The organism is Bacillus cereus (genome assembly GCF_007678085.1).
Classification (GTDB): Bacteria; Bacillota; Bacilli; order Bacillales; family Bacillaceae_G; genus Bacillus_A; species Bacillus_A cereus_BE.
This window is the reverse complement of record NZ_VEDW01000001.1, coordinates 767,285-782,073: the sequence shown is the minus strand read 5'-3', so window position 1 is coordinate 782,073 and position 14,789 is coordinate 767,285. Positions and strand designations below refer to the sequence as shown.

Genomic DNA, 14,789 nt, shown 5'->3' with positions numbered 1-14,789 from the left:
GCTACATGAACCATTTGGACTATAAGACCATATAGTAGTGTTAACAAATGATTGTAAAGCGGGTGAAAACTATGCCCTCAGTTGTAGGGAATTTAGTTGTACAAAATAGTAACGGTTCATTTAACTTAGGTGATTTCTACAACGTTTCTCCGAAAGAAAATACGAAGGCTTATAATGGATCTGGTGCTTCAAACGTTGGTTTTGTTGTTAATACTTTTAATGGCGTGAGCGCGACTAATACGTTTGATTCTGACCTTGCAGATCAAAACCAAGTGGGTACAGCCTAATCCTATTTTTTCATCGTTCTGTTTAGGAATTTTAAATCTGTCTATACTATAATCAGGCTGTTACACAGCTATTATTGATTTTTGGAGTACCCTATCTTTTTCTCCCTTTCCCTGGGGCTAAGCAGCTAGTATGAAGCTAGCTGCTTTTTCGTTTCATTTTTTATATCCCTCATCTAACATAACGCAAAGGAAGCAAAAATTAAAATTTCAGCTTCCTTTACGTTATTTCAATAATATCCGAAGTATTAAATACGTAAGTTTTATAAAATGCGTCAGTACATATTACAATGCTCTTTAGCGGGTTTATATGCACAACTGTCATATAGCTTGTAAGTATGTATCCATCTTCAAAATATGTCACCAATATTTCTTTCTCAGACAATAATGACGTTAATAATTTATCAGAAATTCTCTCTTTTGCTTCGTTTGTTACGAGCGGTTTTTGTACTTTAAACTTCTCTCCAACAACCTTTCGCATACTTAACAACTGTTCCGACATTACTGTAAATGGAACCCATTCTCTTTCTACTTTCTGCACCTTTACATCATTCATTTCTTTATCTCCTTGATGATTTATCCATTCAATTTCACACATAATATTTCTCAATTATTCTTTCATAATTGTTAGGCTCATATTTATCTCGCATTAACAAGCAGTAGGGCTCCCTCCTCAATATTCGGCACACGAGAAGAAGGTAAGACGAAAATCAACTGCCCGTAAACGCTTAATTGGTGAAAGCTAATAATTAGCGGAAGATGAACATCCTGCTAATTAAAGTTTCACTTTATTTCTTACTCGTATACTATCTGCACCTATAAGAACATTCGTTCTAATTATACACGAACTTACGTTCTTTTTAAATGATTTATATTATATTTTTATCCATCATTTATTTTTTCTTCATCAAATGAGCTTTTCACTTCTTATTTAATAGGACGTTCACATATCAACAAAAAAGCGACTTCATACAAAGTGAAGTCGCTTTTTTCTAATAACGTATATTCCTATATTTATTTTTCTATCCTCACAAGAGTTCTTTCCGGAATACAAATCTCATCTATATTAAAATGATTTATTTTTAATTTTAATTCTCACACTCGTTCCTTATCTTCATCACCAACCCAACAACTGAATAATTCAAAATAGTCCCCATCATTTAAATAGCCTTCCATAATCGAGCATAAAGCTAATAGTTTTTTTTTAGCTTCTTTCTTCTCCTTTTCAGTTTGCCACTCATCAAGTTCAATGCCCCAACTCGTTGAAACTTCATACGTGTAACTTGTTTGGAATTGAAACTCTTGTACAATTTCAAGCATACTTTCATCTGAAAAACACGATCCAAAAACAATTACATCATTAGAATCTGGATCTGTTAACGGAATTTCTACATTGCAGCCTATATAACTTGCTAAACTCATTTTTACCCCTCCAATATTCGTATAAAATATTTTATACGAATATTTATCTACTCAAATATAAAATCCCTGCCTAAACCAAAAAGTTTTAATTTTCAAGTTTATTAACCATCTATAAATGAAAGCATATATTATAAAGAACGAACTCACAAAATTTCTATGAAAAGAGAGCAATGTAAACACTCTCTTTTCGTACATACGATATAAGACTATCTATAAATAATTACCCATAATTATTAAATATATTTTGGTTGTACTATTATATGTAACTCCCTCTCTGTTACTGCTTTTTTGGGATTACGAAAATACTCTAATTCGTATTTTAATACTTCATAGTCAACCATCCCAATCTTAATCCCTTTCGTTTCTTTTAAAATGGCTAATAAGTTACTTATATTTTCATCATGTGATTCAAAAATTTTTCCTCCGTCTTCTCTTTGAAAAATTACTTTCATATTTTCTCCTCCTACGTAATATATTTATCTATTAAATAATTCGTTTAAAAGAATTATTTTTTATCCTAAAAATTTCATACTAAAAAGAACATCCTTTTTTAGTGGAATGTTCTGCTTTTCACTTCATTTAGCATCAATATTTTTTCAATAATATTGTATGTTTCATTATGCAAATTATGTTTATCCACTTCAATATAGTAAAACTTAAATTAATTAGGATGTTGTTTATCCCCCACTAAAAATTAGCCCACGCCACTCAAACTACCCGCAAATAGTGGGATGAAATTAATAAATTCACTTTATATTTAATAAAATTAAGCAAACAAAACATTATAATATCAACATTATATGAACCATTAATCATTCCAATTTTTAAAAATACATAAATTCCCATTGTAATTCTTAATATTTATATGTAATATTGTATTGTCTTACTATCTATTTATAACTCACACACTAACTAGAAAAGGGAACCTATATAGGTTCCCTTTTCTAGTTACAGTCATTATTTCTTTTCTAGAAATTCAAATGTATTTTTAAATTCTTTATCATTCACCTTAATATCAGCATCTTTCAATAAATCATTGACTACTTGTTGTTTCCATTTCCCTGTCGTATCTTGTAGTCTTTGCTGTTCTAAGTCTTTACGAATGCTATCTTTCACTTCATCAAATGGCTTCAATTCTTTTTTATCTGTCACTTTAATAATATGATAACCGTAAGTTGTCTTTACCGGATCACTTACTTGTCCTGCATCTAATTTATATGCAGCTTCCTCAAATTCTTTCACCGTTTGCCCTGGAGCAAAACCAGTTATTTCCCCGCCTTGTTCTTTTGAACCAGTATCCTCTGAATATTGCTTCGCTAAAGCCGCAAATTCTTCACCGTTACTTACTTTCTCTTTCACTTCTTTAGCAGTCTTTTCATCTTTCACTAAAATGTGACTTACTTTCATTTCTGGTTTATAGTTATCTTTTACATCTTTTTCTGTGACAGTCGCTTTAATCGCTTTCTCAAATGCAATTTCTGGCTTCATTTTTTCTTTTAATTCATCTTCATTTTTCAATCCAACTTGCTCTAAAGTCGATTTGAAGTTGTCACCCATTTTATCTTTTGCTTCTTCTACTTGTTTTTTTGCTTCCTCATCTGAAACTTTATATTTATCTAGCAATGCCTTACTTAACACCATTTGATATAAAGTACTTTCCCCATATTTTTGTCTTAACTCTTTACTTAACTCTTTCTCTGTAACATTTCCTACTTTTGATGTTACTACGTTGCCTGAGGAGCCACATGCAGATAATGCCAGTACTACGCATGAAATAATCGTTCCTAAAAATAGCTTTTTCTTTTTCAATCCCAAATACCTCACTTTTATTATTATATAAGAATAACTATACAATGTTGTTGTGTAAACAATGTGTTTTCCACATGTAATTCATTTCATTTGAATAAACTAAGTATCATATTCCTTTTGTTCAAATATTAAAGGTCATCTTACTATGTATCTGTAATATGACCTTTTACGTATTCTTAAAAACATGCAACTACTTATTGCGAATTAATAGTTACATGTTCTTCAAGTATCCAATTATTTTGCCCGATATCTACCGCATTTTTCGCTCTGCCCCACACCCGAAAAGATTTTGATCCATCAATATTCCCTTTATAATTTATACATTCAGGCTCTGCATAGTAGTTAACTCCATACCCAACGGGATATTTTGAAGATACATAAAACCATTTCACATCAAAATGTTTTACATAGACCCACTGTTTATCATTGCCTAAGCAAATCATATCTTTCTCTGCGCCTTCCCAATAACCATGTAAGACTACATATGGAGTTTTTGGAGTGATTGTACCTGTAAACTGAGGATTCGCAGGATTTTCATATACGTTTATACTATATCCATCAGGATATTTTGAAACTGCAATACCTATACCATTTGAATGCTCTGCATCCTCATTACCGGATTGAATAGATTGATTTACTTGATCCAAACCTATAAACCAAGAAAGCGACTTACTTCCTATTAATTGATTTAAATCACATTTCCCAATACCAAGAACATTTCCCGAATCAGTATATTGCCAAATATCACACGGATATGCTGGTTTATTCCCTCCATAACGAGGAATCCAAACAAAATCTACTTCAATATTACGTGCTCCAAATGATACATACGTATGATGCCCCACATATAACCCTACCTTTTTCGCACCTAGACGGCGTAATTCGTCTATAAACGCTTGTGTTCCTCCTTGCATATCCATCATCGTTTGAATTTCTACGTCTACCACCCAAAACTTAGCAGATTTATCGCCACGATTCCAAAAATCTTGTGCCTCTTTCCTTGCATCAGCAATAGATATAAAGCGACAAAATGCATAATTACCAAATGGGATACTACGTTTCTTCATTTCATTCACATAATTTCGATACATAAAATCTACCGTATTCGAACCATCTTGAACTCTAGCAATAACTAAATCTAGCTGAGATGCTGCAATATCCCACTCAATAGTTCCATTCCATTTTGAAATATCGATAATATACCCCAATACAATTCATCTCCTTTTTATTATCATATTTAAAGCTTGTTTTATTGAAAGTCCCTTATACCTATTACTAGCTGCCTATAATATAAATAAAGAAAATCTATATTGTTTTTCAAAACATATAATCTTTTAATTAATTTTCTACTAATTTTTTATAATCTGATCACACCATAAAACTCCATATCATTATCAACTCAACTAAAAATTTCATATTATATATTCATACGCCTTTACAAACTAAATAAAAAACGCAGTATACAATACTGCGTTTTAGGAGATGATTTCATGGAAAAAAAACCTATCGTGGTCAAAGTTCCACCAAACTCAAAACTAAAAATTACATTTTTCGGCCCTTGTAACGAGGTAATTACAAATGTTTCTATAATTAATCAACTTTCCACACCTAAGTGTCAAACTATTACGCAATATCCAGACTATAAGAAATACGAAACTGAAGTGCGATCATTATCCGGTTGTTAATCTGTTCTATTCATAATCCTAGCTATTTAGTTAGCTAAACAACTTCGGTAAAAGACTAAAATTACTCATTTCATGATATTTCATTGATAATCTATTGATTTTTTACACGTTTTTATTAACCGAGCATATATTATCGTATGGAGATTATCCACTCATAAAACCTATCTTTCTTTAGAGCGTACCATTTGTGTATGCTCTTTTTTTATTTATCCCTCATCCTCTACATATAAACCTGTTCACTTTTATATTTCATTAGTGGTAAACCCACCTGCTACTTATAAGCAATCTAATCAATGTGTACTGAACAATACTCCTGTATTTATTGTACTTTCACTTCTCTGTTACATTAGTGTATTCATTCAAGCATGATTCATCTAATATATTTCCCTTCTAAATTGACCATAGATGTATTAAAATCTTTATATACTCAAGGAGGTCAAATATGTTCAAGTTACATCCAATACTACTCATCTTAGGATTTATTTTATTTTTATATAGTGTAATCGCCTTAATGTTATTCCTTTCCATTCAATAGCATTCCCTACACAAACCAATGTTAAATATGTAATTTCTATATAGTAAAGAAAAAGCCCGTTATTATACGGACATAAATTAAGATATTTTTTCTATTCCGTTAGACTGCTAGCAAATGTAATACCAAAGAACTTTTACAACCATCTTACTCGTTTCGTTGTACGCTTTTTATTACTTGCAGAATATCTAATACTCATAATAAGCTAGCACTTTCAACTTTACTTCCTAGCATGTGAAATTCTCATGAGATAAACTATAAGTTTAGAAAAACAATAATAATCCCCCACCATTTGGTAAAGGGGATTAACTAAACCTACTGAAAAGTATTTTATTCTATTCGTTATTTAATTGGAGAAGGAAATCTTGCAGCTTCAAAATGAACAGTATTCAAACCATTAACATTTTGAACAATTACTCCAGCAACACTGCTCTCAGCAAAAACTTCAACTGAATCTCCTGCTTCTAATTGAAGAATAGACGTTACTGAAACATCATTATTAAAAAACACCCCGGTCCCAAAGAAATCATTATCTATTGCTATTGCTGGATTTCCATTCACACGAATTTCAACTCTAGCTCTGTAATTTACATTAAAATCATTTGGAGAGAATGTTATATTCCCTAATACACTATATACCCCTTTCGTCTTTGGAATAAAAATAGATGTTGCTGGATTATATTCATTCGCTAAATCAAACTGTTCATTTTGAAATAATACTTTAACAGGAGTATTTTCCGGAACAGGTTGATTCATTGAATTTACAGCTCTAAATGCAGACGCTCTTACAAGCTTTTCTTTTGTATCATCACAACAATGCACTTTTACATACTTTCTATCACATTGACTATTTTCTCTAAAGCAATCATGACTTTTCTTTTTGTAATCTTTACAATACTTACAGTAATAATAAGACGTAGTAAGTCCCCCTTTAAACTTATTATTGCATACTATGCTACATAGATTAGAATAGCTTGGACAAACAGTTACTATTTTCAATAGAATAAAACATCCCCACCATTTTGGTGAGGATTAACCTATATATTCGGTATACTGGACTTTATTTAATTGGAGAAGGGAATCTTGCAGCTTCAAAATGTGAACCGTCTTCTGAAGGACTTAAAACTCCATCTACGCTACTTTGTGCATAAATCTCAACTTGATCCCCTTCATTCAATTCAATAATCGTCGAAACACTTACTACATTTCCAAAACTTATTGGACCAAAAAAGTCATTATCTATAGCTATTGCTGCGTTTCCATTCACACGAATTTCTACACGAGCTCTATAATTTAAGCTAGGATCGTTTGGAAAGAAACCAATCGTTCCAATAATAGAGTAAACTCCCCTAGTCTTCGGAATAAAAATAGACGTTACTGGATTATACTCATTTGCTAAATCAAATTGTTTATTTTGAAACAATACCTTTACAAAAGTATTGGCAGGAACCGTTTGATTCACCGTATTTCTAGCCCTAAATGCTGATGCCCTAACAAGGTTATCCTTGTTGTCATTACACTTACTCGTGTACTTACAACAATCATGCTGTTTCTTTTTATATTCTTTACAATACTTACAGTAGTAATAACAAGACATACTAGTTCCCCTTTCATGCTTATTACTATATATTATGTAAGGGGGATTCTTAATGTTTGGACGAGCTATTGTTTTAGTCCAAAATTTGCGCCTATTTATATATACGTGGGCGGAAAACATATCAATAAAACTTCAACCTAGATGTATAATGCTTAATTCAAATTTCATAAGTTCTTCTCTTATCTAGTTTACTTTTATGGCCCAAAGCTTATCATCCAACCTAGCATAAATCCAAATACAGAAAACAGCAGCATAAAAATAAATAAACTACATGCCCACAATGCATATTTTCGACTTTTGCTTTTTGTGATCATACCTATGACTGAGCACACCACTCCAATACCAACTATTTGCAGAAAACCTTTACCTATAAATGTTTCTTGAATAAGCAATATAATGTTCAAATACAATAACGCTAGAAAGGCAATAATTAATGAAATAGTCCCCATCCACGTTTCCTGTTTATAAATATGATTCTTTCTTTTTTTTAAGAATGCCAATTCCATAACCTCGCTTCACCTACTTTCAATTTTCTAACTTTTTCGTGGCTCATCAATTTTTCAATTTCTACTTTAGGCCCAGTTACAACCGCCCCGTATGTTTTCACCCCATTTTTTTCAAGGAAAGAAATACGCTTTGACAACTCTAATACTTTCGCTCTAGATAGCTTCACTGCTAAATTTTCATGCTTCTGTAATGACTTTAACACATCAATAAATTGTGCCTCATGAGGTGAATCACTTACAAAAGCACCACTTGGCCTTGAAATTATATCTGCTGGAAAACCAATCGGAGCTACATACATCCCATCATCATTCATTTGCTTCTCTTCTAACCCTGTATTAACGGCATACCAAACGATATCAATAGTAGGAAACATATTTGTTACCTCTTGTACACTTAATAATTCTCTAAAAGACACAAATGCTTCTACAACAGATTCTTGCGGCAGACCCTTTAATACCTGCGCTTCTTCGCTACTATTATAGGACGCATTATAATTATTAGGATGAGACAACACTTCGTTATCTACATATGGGACTTCTGGAATTTTTTCATCTGTTGTATATTCACGGCTTACTTTCGTTGCACTACTAAATACATAATCTGTTTTCTCTTCTCCTATTCGAATATCTTTCTTTCCTACCCTTTTATACAAATCAAAATGTAATTGCAAACTAAGCGGTAACAACGTTTGCTCCATGTCCCTATCTTTCAAAAATACATTTGGTTCTGTTACACTTAACGTTTGATTTACTACATTCCGTATCTCCATTGCGTTTGTAGGTGCCACTGTATAATATAAGAGTGTAGATATATATATAATAGGTTGAATAAGCAATAAAAAAGTAAATACAATTAATACATTCGTAATACGTGCTCTTTTTTTACCTATTTTCAATACTTGCTCCTGTTTTCCATCAGGAAGTGAAGCCGGTCTTTGATGAAGAGCTTCTTGTAACAATTCTTTATAATCATCTTGTTCAGAATGAGATTTATCATTTGTCATTTTGACTCTTTTCCTCCTTTAACAATTCTTTTAATCTCTTTCTCCCACGAAATATGTGACTTTTATACGTATTTAACTTTAAGTCTAGTACAGAAGCACCCTCTTCGTACGTTAATTGATGTACGTCACATAATAAAATAGCTTGTGCCTCTACCACTGGTAAAGTATGAATAATCTGAATTAACTTTTCATAACTATTTTTTGCGACTACATACTCTTCTGTAGATTCCCCTGCTTGTATTGTCTCTAATTCCTCCGTTCCTACAAAGGTTATTTTTTTCTCTTTCCTAACAAAATCAATAAACGTATGATATGCGACTTTAAAAAGCCATGATTTTACCTTTTGGTTTTCATAGTCTTCTAAATAAAGATATGCTCGATAAAAAGTCTCCTGCACCAAGTCCTCCGCTACATGATGGCTACGAGAAAGGGAAAATAAATACCGATACAAATCGTTTATATAAACCTTATATATTTCTTCAATCTCCATCCCCCTCCTCCTTTCATATATAACACGAATAAACAAATTATAAAGTTGCATTATTTTTCCTTTTTATTTTTTTATTTATAAAAAGGAAACATCATTTATACATTTTAATAACTATTTACAATTATAAACGAAATATATGATGTTACGACTGTAAATATCCTTCAAAAATAGTCAAAGGTGGTTCTGATCTTCTCTTGTTCTTGTAGGTTGATAATCATAGGACAATCGTACTTTACGATATAACCACAGATAGCACTTGGTTCGAGTAAATAAATGTTCATGTATCCTTACATAAATAGCCACTAACCATCATTTGTCATGATAAGATATTTCTCATACTTTCTTTAGTCGGTATCTTCTCATCAAAAAACTTAACTTGTAGTATGTACAGAGATTATCTCATTCGTTATTTACAAATTGTAGGTGGGGACTATTTGAAGCTTACATATACACAATTTCATCCCTCTCAATTGTTCCCACCATTTACGGGCAATAAGACTCTACCAAAAAAATTCGGCATATGCGAGAAAGTTAGGTAGGAGCCATGTTGTCCGTATATGTCCGATTGGTGAGGGCTAATAATAGGTTTGGAATACTTGCCCTACTGATTAAACTTTCAATTTATAGATTAAATACAGTTCCATATGGGATAGTAAGAAAAGAACTTCCATACGGTGTGATTTGATGCACTGGATAAAAATAATCCATGGATGAATAATACGGTTGAATACCTTGTTGCTGCATTTGCATTTGTTGTTGCATTTGTAACGCTTGTTGAACAGCTTGAACTGTACTTTGTGCTCCACTAAACGTTATTGATGTACCATACGCTGGTCGCATACCAACTTGATTAGCAAAATACGAATAAAACATTATTTTCATCTCACTTCCGTAAAAGTAATTACAATTTATGTTATGATTCTTTATTTCAGTGGGTGCGGAGAGTTAATCTATTAGCCTTGATTAGGGTTAAAGATTTTTATTATCTGTGACACTTTCATATTTCATTTACAATGATAATTACTTTTTAAATTCGAATACTTTTGAAATGATGGAAATGAATGTTCGAGATTACTAAAAGTAGATTACTTTTCTATACACCCTCCACAAAATAAAAACACCCTAAACGGGTGCTTTATTTTTCACTATTTTTATTCATTAACAATAATTCAATTGTCCTCGTATTTCACCATTAGGATGTTGTACTGTATGAACATTAATATATATGTTTCCAGAGATGATTTCATTTACAAGGTTACCTAATGTTTGACCCGCTAACGGCCCAATCAAATCATCTTGAGTAATCATTCCTGTGAGAGTCGCACACTCTATTGAAACTGGATTTGTTATAGGTCCAAATAAAAAAGCTACAACAGGACCGTTAATTCCTTTTGCTCCAAGATGCAGATGTGCAACTACTACATTTTCTATATCAAATAAATCAAACTTAAATTTTAGACTAAGCTTGTCCGGACTTAATTTAAAGAAAGCCTCTCCTCGAGCATCTGTTTCTACTGGTGGAACTTCATTTCTACCACGTAACTTTGCAAAGAACATATTTACCACTCCTACGTTTTTATATACTCCTAATATATTCTTGCCCTTCATATATGGTGTTAATAAATGAGCAGTTAGTCAAATTAAATTTTTTTATACCATAGGTTAAATTATCAATTCTATCAAATTCATTAATCCGACTATTACGAATTGCAATTCCGTTCATATACTATATTAGATTACTCGAAAGGAGGCGTAAGTATGGAAAGTTGTGTTTTGTTCGTTAATGGACAACCTCTTTTAGTGGTCTCAGTCGCTGGAATCGAAATTGCTAGATTAGAGCTTTCTCTTCAAGTAGCATTGACCTTAATAGCATTAGGAATTCCAATCTGTGCATAAACGTTAGGTATGTATTCAAAAGAGAGCTTAGGCTCTCTTTTTTTATATCTTTCTTTCACAATAAAAAAAGACGCCATTAAAATCACGGCATCGCGTAAAATAATTGCTATTTGTTTAATCATTACTTCACTAGCAACCCTAATTCATGTAGAATTTCTGAGAACGAATAGCCATATGCAAAACCTACAATACGAACCCCTGGAATCCATCTATGTTCTAAATTTTCATTGTATGTTTTCTTATAATACTTTAATTTAGAATCTATACTGTATTTGTCGTTAATAATTACTTCATCGCTATGAAATCCATCCATCTCAATCTGAACAGCTACGTACTCTGCTCCTTCAATAAAGGCTTTATTATAACACTTTTCTAATTCTTCTAATGTCATCCCCATTATTAACCTCCTATCCAAATGGGTGTTTTGTTCGATAAAAAGAGCATCTAGATTAGTAGATGCGAAGATATATAAAAGGTAATCTCTTTAAGTATTTAATATATTGTAAGCTGGTTGCTTGTCCTATAACATATTATATGATTTTTATATAAAAATGGTTCATCAAAAAAATAAGGTGAAAATTAACCTTTTTCATTTTAGGAATTTTTTACTTTATTAAAAATTATTTAAGCTATTCTATTAATCGCTCCCTTCCAACTCCTCACCTTCTTCACGTATTTGTCCAATTAATGAAATTACAGAACCTACCGCTTGTATCCAACTTCCTGCAATATCTATTAGCTGTCCTTCTTTCTCTTCATCTGATTCGCTATTAACTTGAGTGTCTAAATTTTCTTCCATATCATTTGATCTACCTTCTTTACTATACTGACGCACTTCTCTTTTACTTTTTAGTTCGTAAACCCCTCCAATCGCCTGCATTGAATTCCCTATAGCTTGCAATAAGTTTCCTACAATATTTAAAGATTCATCTTTATCTGAAGTATCCTCGAATTCATCTGCTAATGCTGTAAGTCCTCCTAAAGCCTGCGTCCAATTCCCAGCAATCACTAATTTAATTTTCGTTTCCTCTTTAAACTCGATAACCAATCCAGATATTACAGTAACATTACCAATTGATTGAATTTCATTTCCGATTTTTTCAAGAGATATTTCCCCTTGACCATCAGCTTCTAAAGCATTTCCGACTGCTTGTAATACATTCCCATACACATTTAAATCTTTCCTTATATTACTGCTTATAAAATCAAAGGGTGTACTTCCAATAGCGGAAGTTATTGTACCTATAGCTGCTATCAATGCACCAAATATTTCTTTTAGTTGGTTCTCCATTTATAACCTATCCCAACATTAAGTAATTATTTTCATCCTATTCAATTACACATCTACTCGTTAAAAATTCAAACTGTCTCTTAGCGTTTTTCTTCCTTTATTGGTGATCTTATACAAGTAAATCTCCTTATTAATCACACTCATATGTTGAGCGTAACTCTGTATTATTTTTATACATCTTGCTAACACTGCCTTGTTAATTACTATACATTTGTAAGGTATTAATATCCCCACTTTCTTTCTACAAAATAAAAAAGCAACTTTTAAGCTGCTTTACATTCGTTTTATCACCAAGAGAAATGATATATATATTCTCCCGTTACACTTTGATTTATTCCAATAATTCTTGCAAACCTCATCAAGTCCGCTCCTTGAAGAAAATACATTGTGAGCATAACTGGTACTTGTGACCACATAAACTGATAAAGCTCCTCGATTCTCAAGTTGGTCGAAACGATTAAATCATTTACAGGTCCTTGATTCCATACAGAAGTTCTAACTGAAATAAACGGAAGATCTTTCCCATTAACCACTATTCGTGCCATACTTTGAGTTATATCCACATCAATTCCCTCCATCATTACAAAAATCGGACCTGTATTTTTACTCCTATGGTTATAAATATTCTTGACTTTCATAAATGACTAAGGCAAACCTCTATTTTTCGCTTCTATTCGAATAAAATTATTTCATACAGTAAACAGGTAAATGAAAATTTAGTGTTACTCTCCATCAACTTCCGTAACATTAAGATATTTTATAACCTTGTTACTATTCACAAACTAGTATGCAAAATTGCATATCTTGTTATCTCAATATTACTTTATTAACTACAATTCAATAGAAATCCTTTTCAATCACCTGATAAATCAACGTTTGTAATTTAATTCCTTATTTAAAATTTCACCATTTATTTTTAAACACTATATTCAAATAATTATATTGGAATTTCTTGTTGTATACACATCTATCTTTTTCGGGTATTATATACGAGAAGGGTAAGGTAAGAGTTACTCTTTGCCATTTTAGGAAAGGTCCTGTTGGAAACAACAGGACCTTTTTTCGTATAATTGCAATAACTATTTTATTATTTATCAAAAACATTATGCTTACGTAACACATATCTGGAAATCAATGAATATGCATGCGCTTTATAAAGAAAATAAAAAAGCACATTATTCGTCATTTTAACGATAGCGCGCTTCATTCATCTTCATTATTTTGGTTCTTTGGTTTTTCGTTCTCTTCTTCCAAGGCTTTATCAACTGCTTTTAACAAACCATCCAATGCTTCTTGCGTATTATTATCATCTAGTGGATGCAGATCGTTTAGTCGTTTTGAGCCCATTGCAAGTTACCTCCCTTTAGAAAGTATTTCATGCTTACTCGTCCTTAAAAATGCAGGAATTCCCTTTCCAATATCGAATTGGTAATGTTTAGAAAGGGGGTGTAACATGGCGGAAATTAAAGTGGGACTTACACAATTTTTAGACTTCACACTGAAAAGTAGTGCAGCTAAAACAAATTTTGTAAAGAATCTAAAATCTCAACCTGAATATCACCCGGTTTTTGATTACTGGAAACAATTACGAGAAACTGTTATTAAATTTCATAAAAATGAACTACCTTTTGACTGTTTTGAAACATTAGTACAAACTGTTGACCAGAAGAAAAAGCAAAACTACATTGATGTTATAAAGCAGTACAAAAAATTTATTAAAAACAAAGACATTTCTTGGTTTGATCCAGGTAAATCACATTGGTTATCAGATAATTTAATCGTCCGCTCATCACCTGAACTCGGTTTGCTCATTAATGATGTGCCGCATCTTATTAAACTGTTTTTCAAAGGAAAAAAAGAGCGAATTGATAAATATAACATCAACTCCACACTGACATTACTAAATGAATCAACATTTTCAAATGAATATAAAGATGTGAATTATACAGTCCTTAACATCCAAAAGAACAGAATGTATACGAATAACTCTATTAATAATGATCATTTAATAGCTCTTGAATCAGAAGCCCACCAACTTTCCTATTTATGGAATAAGGTATAAAAGAGTATAGGTATCTCTTTCAATACCTTATTCATGCGTAATTTGGGCACAATTTTCACAAATCCAATTCGTTTCTTTTAAGTGTAGCTCACCTTCTTGTTTCTCACAAACAATGCAAGGTGGGCGTTTTTTGAACACAGTTTCTTTACCTATTTCAGCATCCTAATTCTCCCCCTCTGAAAGAATAATATAATGGTCTTTTTTTACCACA

General features: G+C 31.9%; 19 protein-coding genes and 1 pseudogene. 4 read left to right on the top strand and 16 right to left on the bottom strand.

All coding sequences use genetic code 11. The annotated features are described in order from the left end of the window. Window positions 1-71 precede the first annotated feature (71 nt). Window positions 72-287, top strand: a complete 216-nt coding sequence (gerPF, locus tag FS742_RS03940; RefSeq protein WP_001141565.1) for a spore germination protein GerPF — start codon at window positions 72-74, stop codon at window positions 285-287. Window positions 288-504: 217 nt separating this feature from the next. On the opposite strand, the gene FS742_RS03935 is transcribed toward gerPF, so the two are convergent. The 5 genes and pseudogenes from FS742_RS03935 to FS742_RS03915 all read right to left on the bottom strand — a co-directional run bounded on the left by FS742_RS03935 (window position 505) and on the right by FS742_RS03915 (window position 4,723). Further along, on the bottom strand, window positions 505-840 hold the full coding sequence (locus FS742_RS03935; RefSeq protein ID WP_144611284.1) for a YolD-like family protein: 336 nt from the start codon (window positions 838-840) through the stop codon (window positions 505-507). A 458-nt stretch (window positions 841-1,298) separates the two neighbouring features. After that, window positions 1,299-1,706, bottom strand: a pseudogene (locus tag FS742_RS03930) (hypothetical protein). Between the two features lie 233 nt (window positions 1,707-1,939). Continuing rightward, window positions 1,940-2,158, bottom strand: coding sequence for a hypothetical protein (locus FS742_RS03925; protein WP_144611283.1), 219 nt, complete (start codon window positions 2,156-2,158; stop codon window positions 1,940-1,942). Between the two features lie 505 nt (window positions 2,159-2,663). Further along, window positions 2,664-3,515: a peptidylprolyl isomerase PrsA gene (locus tag FS742_RS03920; RefSeq protein WP_144611282.1), complete on the bottom strand. Its 852-nt coding sequence runs from the start codon at window positions 3,513-3,515 to the stop codon at window positions 2,664-2,666. Between the two features lie 194 nt (window positions 3,516-3,709). Then, window positions 3,710-4,723, bottom strand: coding sequence for a glycoside hydrolase family 25 protein (locus FS742_RS03915; RefSeq protein WP_144611281.1), 1,014 nt, complete (start codon window positions 4,721-4,723; stop codon window positions 3,710-3,712). Window positions 4,724-5,005: 282 nt separating this feature from the next. On the opposite strand from FS742_RS03915, the gene FS742_RS03910 reads away from it, so the two are divergent. Further along, complete coding sequence (locus FS742_RS03910; RefSeq protein ID WP_144611280.1) at window positions 5,006-5,200, top strand: hypothetical protein; 195 nt, start codon at window positions 5,006-5,008, stop codon at window positions 5,198-5,200. 874 nt (window positions 5,201-6,074) lie between these two features. On the opposite strand, the gene FS742_RS03905 is transcribed toward FS742_RS03910, so the two are convergent. From FS742_RS03905 to FS742_RS03870, 7 genes are all read right to left on the bottom strand, one after another. Beyond that, entirely contained in the window at window positions 6,075-6,686 is a 612-nt protein-coding gene (locus tag FS742_RS03905) for a complement C1q domain-containing protein (protein WP_144612056.1), read from the bottom strand. Window positions 6,687-6,792: 106 nt separating this feature from the next. Further along, window positions 6,793-7,329, bottom strand: a complete 537-nt coding sequence (locus tag FS742_RS03900; RefSeq protein ID WP_144611279.1) for a C1q-like domain-containing protein — start codon at window positions 7,327-7,329, stop codon at window positions 6,793-6,795. 194 nt (window positions 7,330-7,523) lie between these two features. Then, entirely contained in the window at window positions 7,524-7,835 is a 312-nt protein-coding gene (locus tag FS742_RS03890) for a hypothetical protein (protein WP_144611277.1), read from the bottom strand. Beyond that, window positions 7,817-8,839 carry an anti-sigma factor gene (locus FS742_RS03885; protein WP_144611276.1) on the bottom strand — a complete coding sequence of 341 codons (1,023 nt, stop codon included), beginning with the start codon at window positions 8,837-8,839 and terminating at the stop codon, window positions 7,817-7,819. The genes FS742_RS03890 and FS742_RS03885 overlap by 19 nt, the downstream gene beginning before the upstream one ends. Further along, the gene (locus FS742_RS03880) at window positions 8,829-9,329 is read right to left on the bottom strand and encodes a sigma-70 family RNA polymerase sigma factor (protein ID WP_144611275.1); all 501 of its coding nucleotides are present in this window, start codon (window positions 9,327-9,329) and stop codon (window positions 8,829-8,831) included. Before FS742_RS03880 ends, FS742_RS03885 begins: the two co-directional genes overlap by 11 nt. 621 nt (window positions 9,330-9,950) lie before the next feature. Continuing rightward, entirely contained in the window at window positions 9,951-10,202 is a 252-nt protein-coding gene (locus tag FS742_RS03875; protein WP_144612055.1) for a DUF3947 family protein, read from the bottom strand. A gap of 285 nt (window positions 10,203-10,487) precedes the next feature. Then, window positions 10,488-10,886, bottom strand: a complete 399-nt coding sequence (locus FS742_RS03870) for a CHRD domain-containing protein (protein ID WP_144611274.1) — start codon at window positions 10,884-10,886, stop codon at window positions 10,488-10,490. A gap of 201 nt (window positions 10,887-11,087) precedes the next feature. Here FS742_RS03870 and FS742_RS03865 point away from each other — a divergent pair, with 201 nt between their 5' ends. Continuing rightward, window positions 11,088-11,225, top strand: a complete 138-nt coding sequence (locus FS742_RS03865) for a DUF3956 family protein (protein ID WP_000443219.1) — start codon at window positions 11,088-11,090, stop codon at window positions 11,223-11,225. Window positions 11,226-11,346: 121 nt separating this feature from the next. Here FS742_RS03865 and FS742_RS03860 read toward each other — a convergent pair whose 3' ends face one another. From FS742_RS03860 to FS742_RS27445, 4 genes are all read right to left on the bottom strand, one after another. Further along, entirely contained in the window at window positions 11,347-11,622 is a 276-nt protein-coding gene (locus tag FS742_RS03860) for a hypothetical protein (protein ID WP_144611273.1), read from the bottom strand. Between the two features lie 240 nt (window positions 11,623-11,862). Next, a complete protein-coding gene (locus FS742_RS03855) occupies window positions 11,863-12,516 on the bottom strand; it encodes a DUF6944 family repetitive protein (protein ID WP_144611272.1) in 654 nt (217 codons plus the stop codon). Between the two features lie 287 nt (window positions 12,517-12,803). Further along, entirely contained in the window at window positions 12,804-13,154 is a 351-nt protein-coding gene (locus tag FS742_RS03850) for a hypothetical protein (protein WP_144611271.1), read from the bottom strand. A gap of 565 nt (window positions 13,155-13,719) precedes the next feature. Then, on the bottom strand, window positions 13,720-13,863 hold the full coding sequence (locus tag FS742_RS27445) for a hypothetical protein (protein ID WP_186327139.1): 144 nt from the start codon (window positions 13,861-13,863) through the stop codon (window positions 13,720-13,722). A 106-nt stretch (window positions 13,864-13,969) separates the two neighbouring features. Between FS742_RS27445 and FS742_RS03840 the strand changes: the two genes are divergently transcribed. Beyond that, the gene (locus FS742_RS03840; protein ID WP_144611269.1) at window positions 13,970-14,578 is read left to right on the top strand and encodes a hypothetical protein; all 609 of its coding nucleotides are present in this window, start codon (window positions 13,970-13,972) and stop codon (window positions 14,576-14,578) included. Window positions 14,579-14,789: the final 211 nt, after the last annotated feature.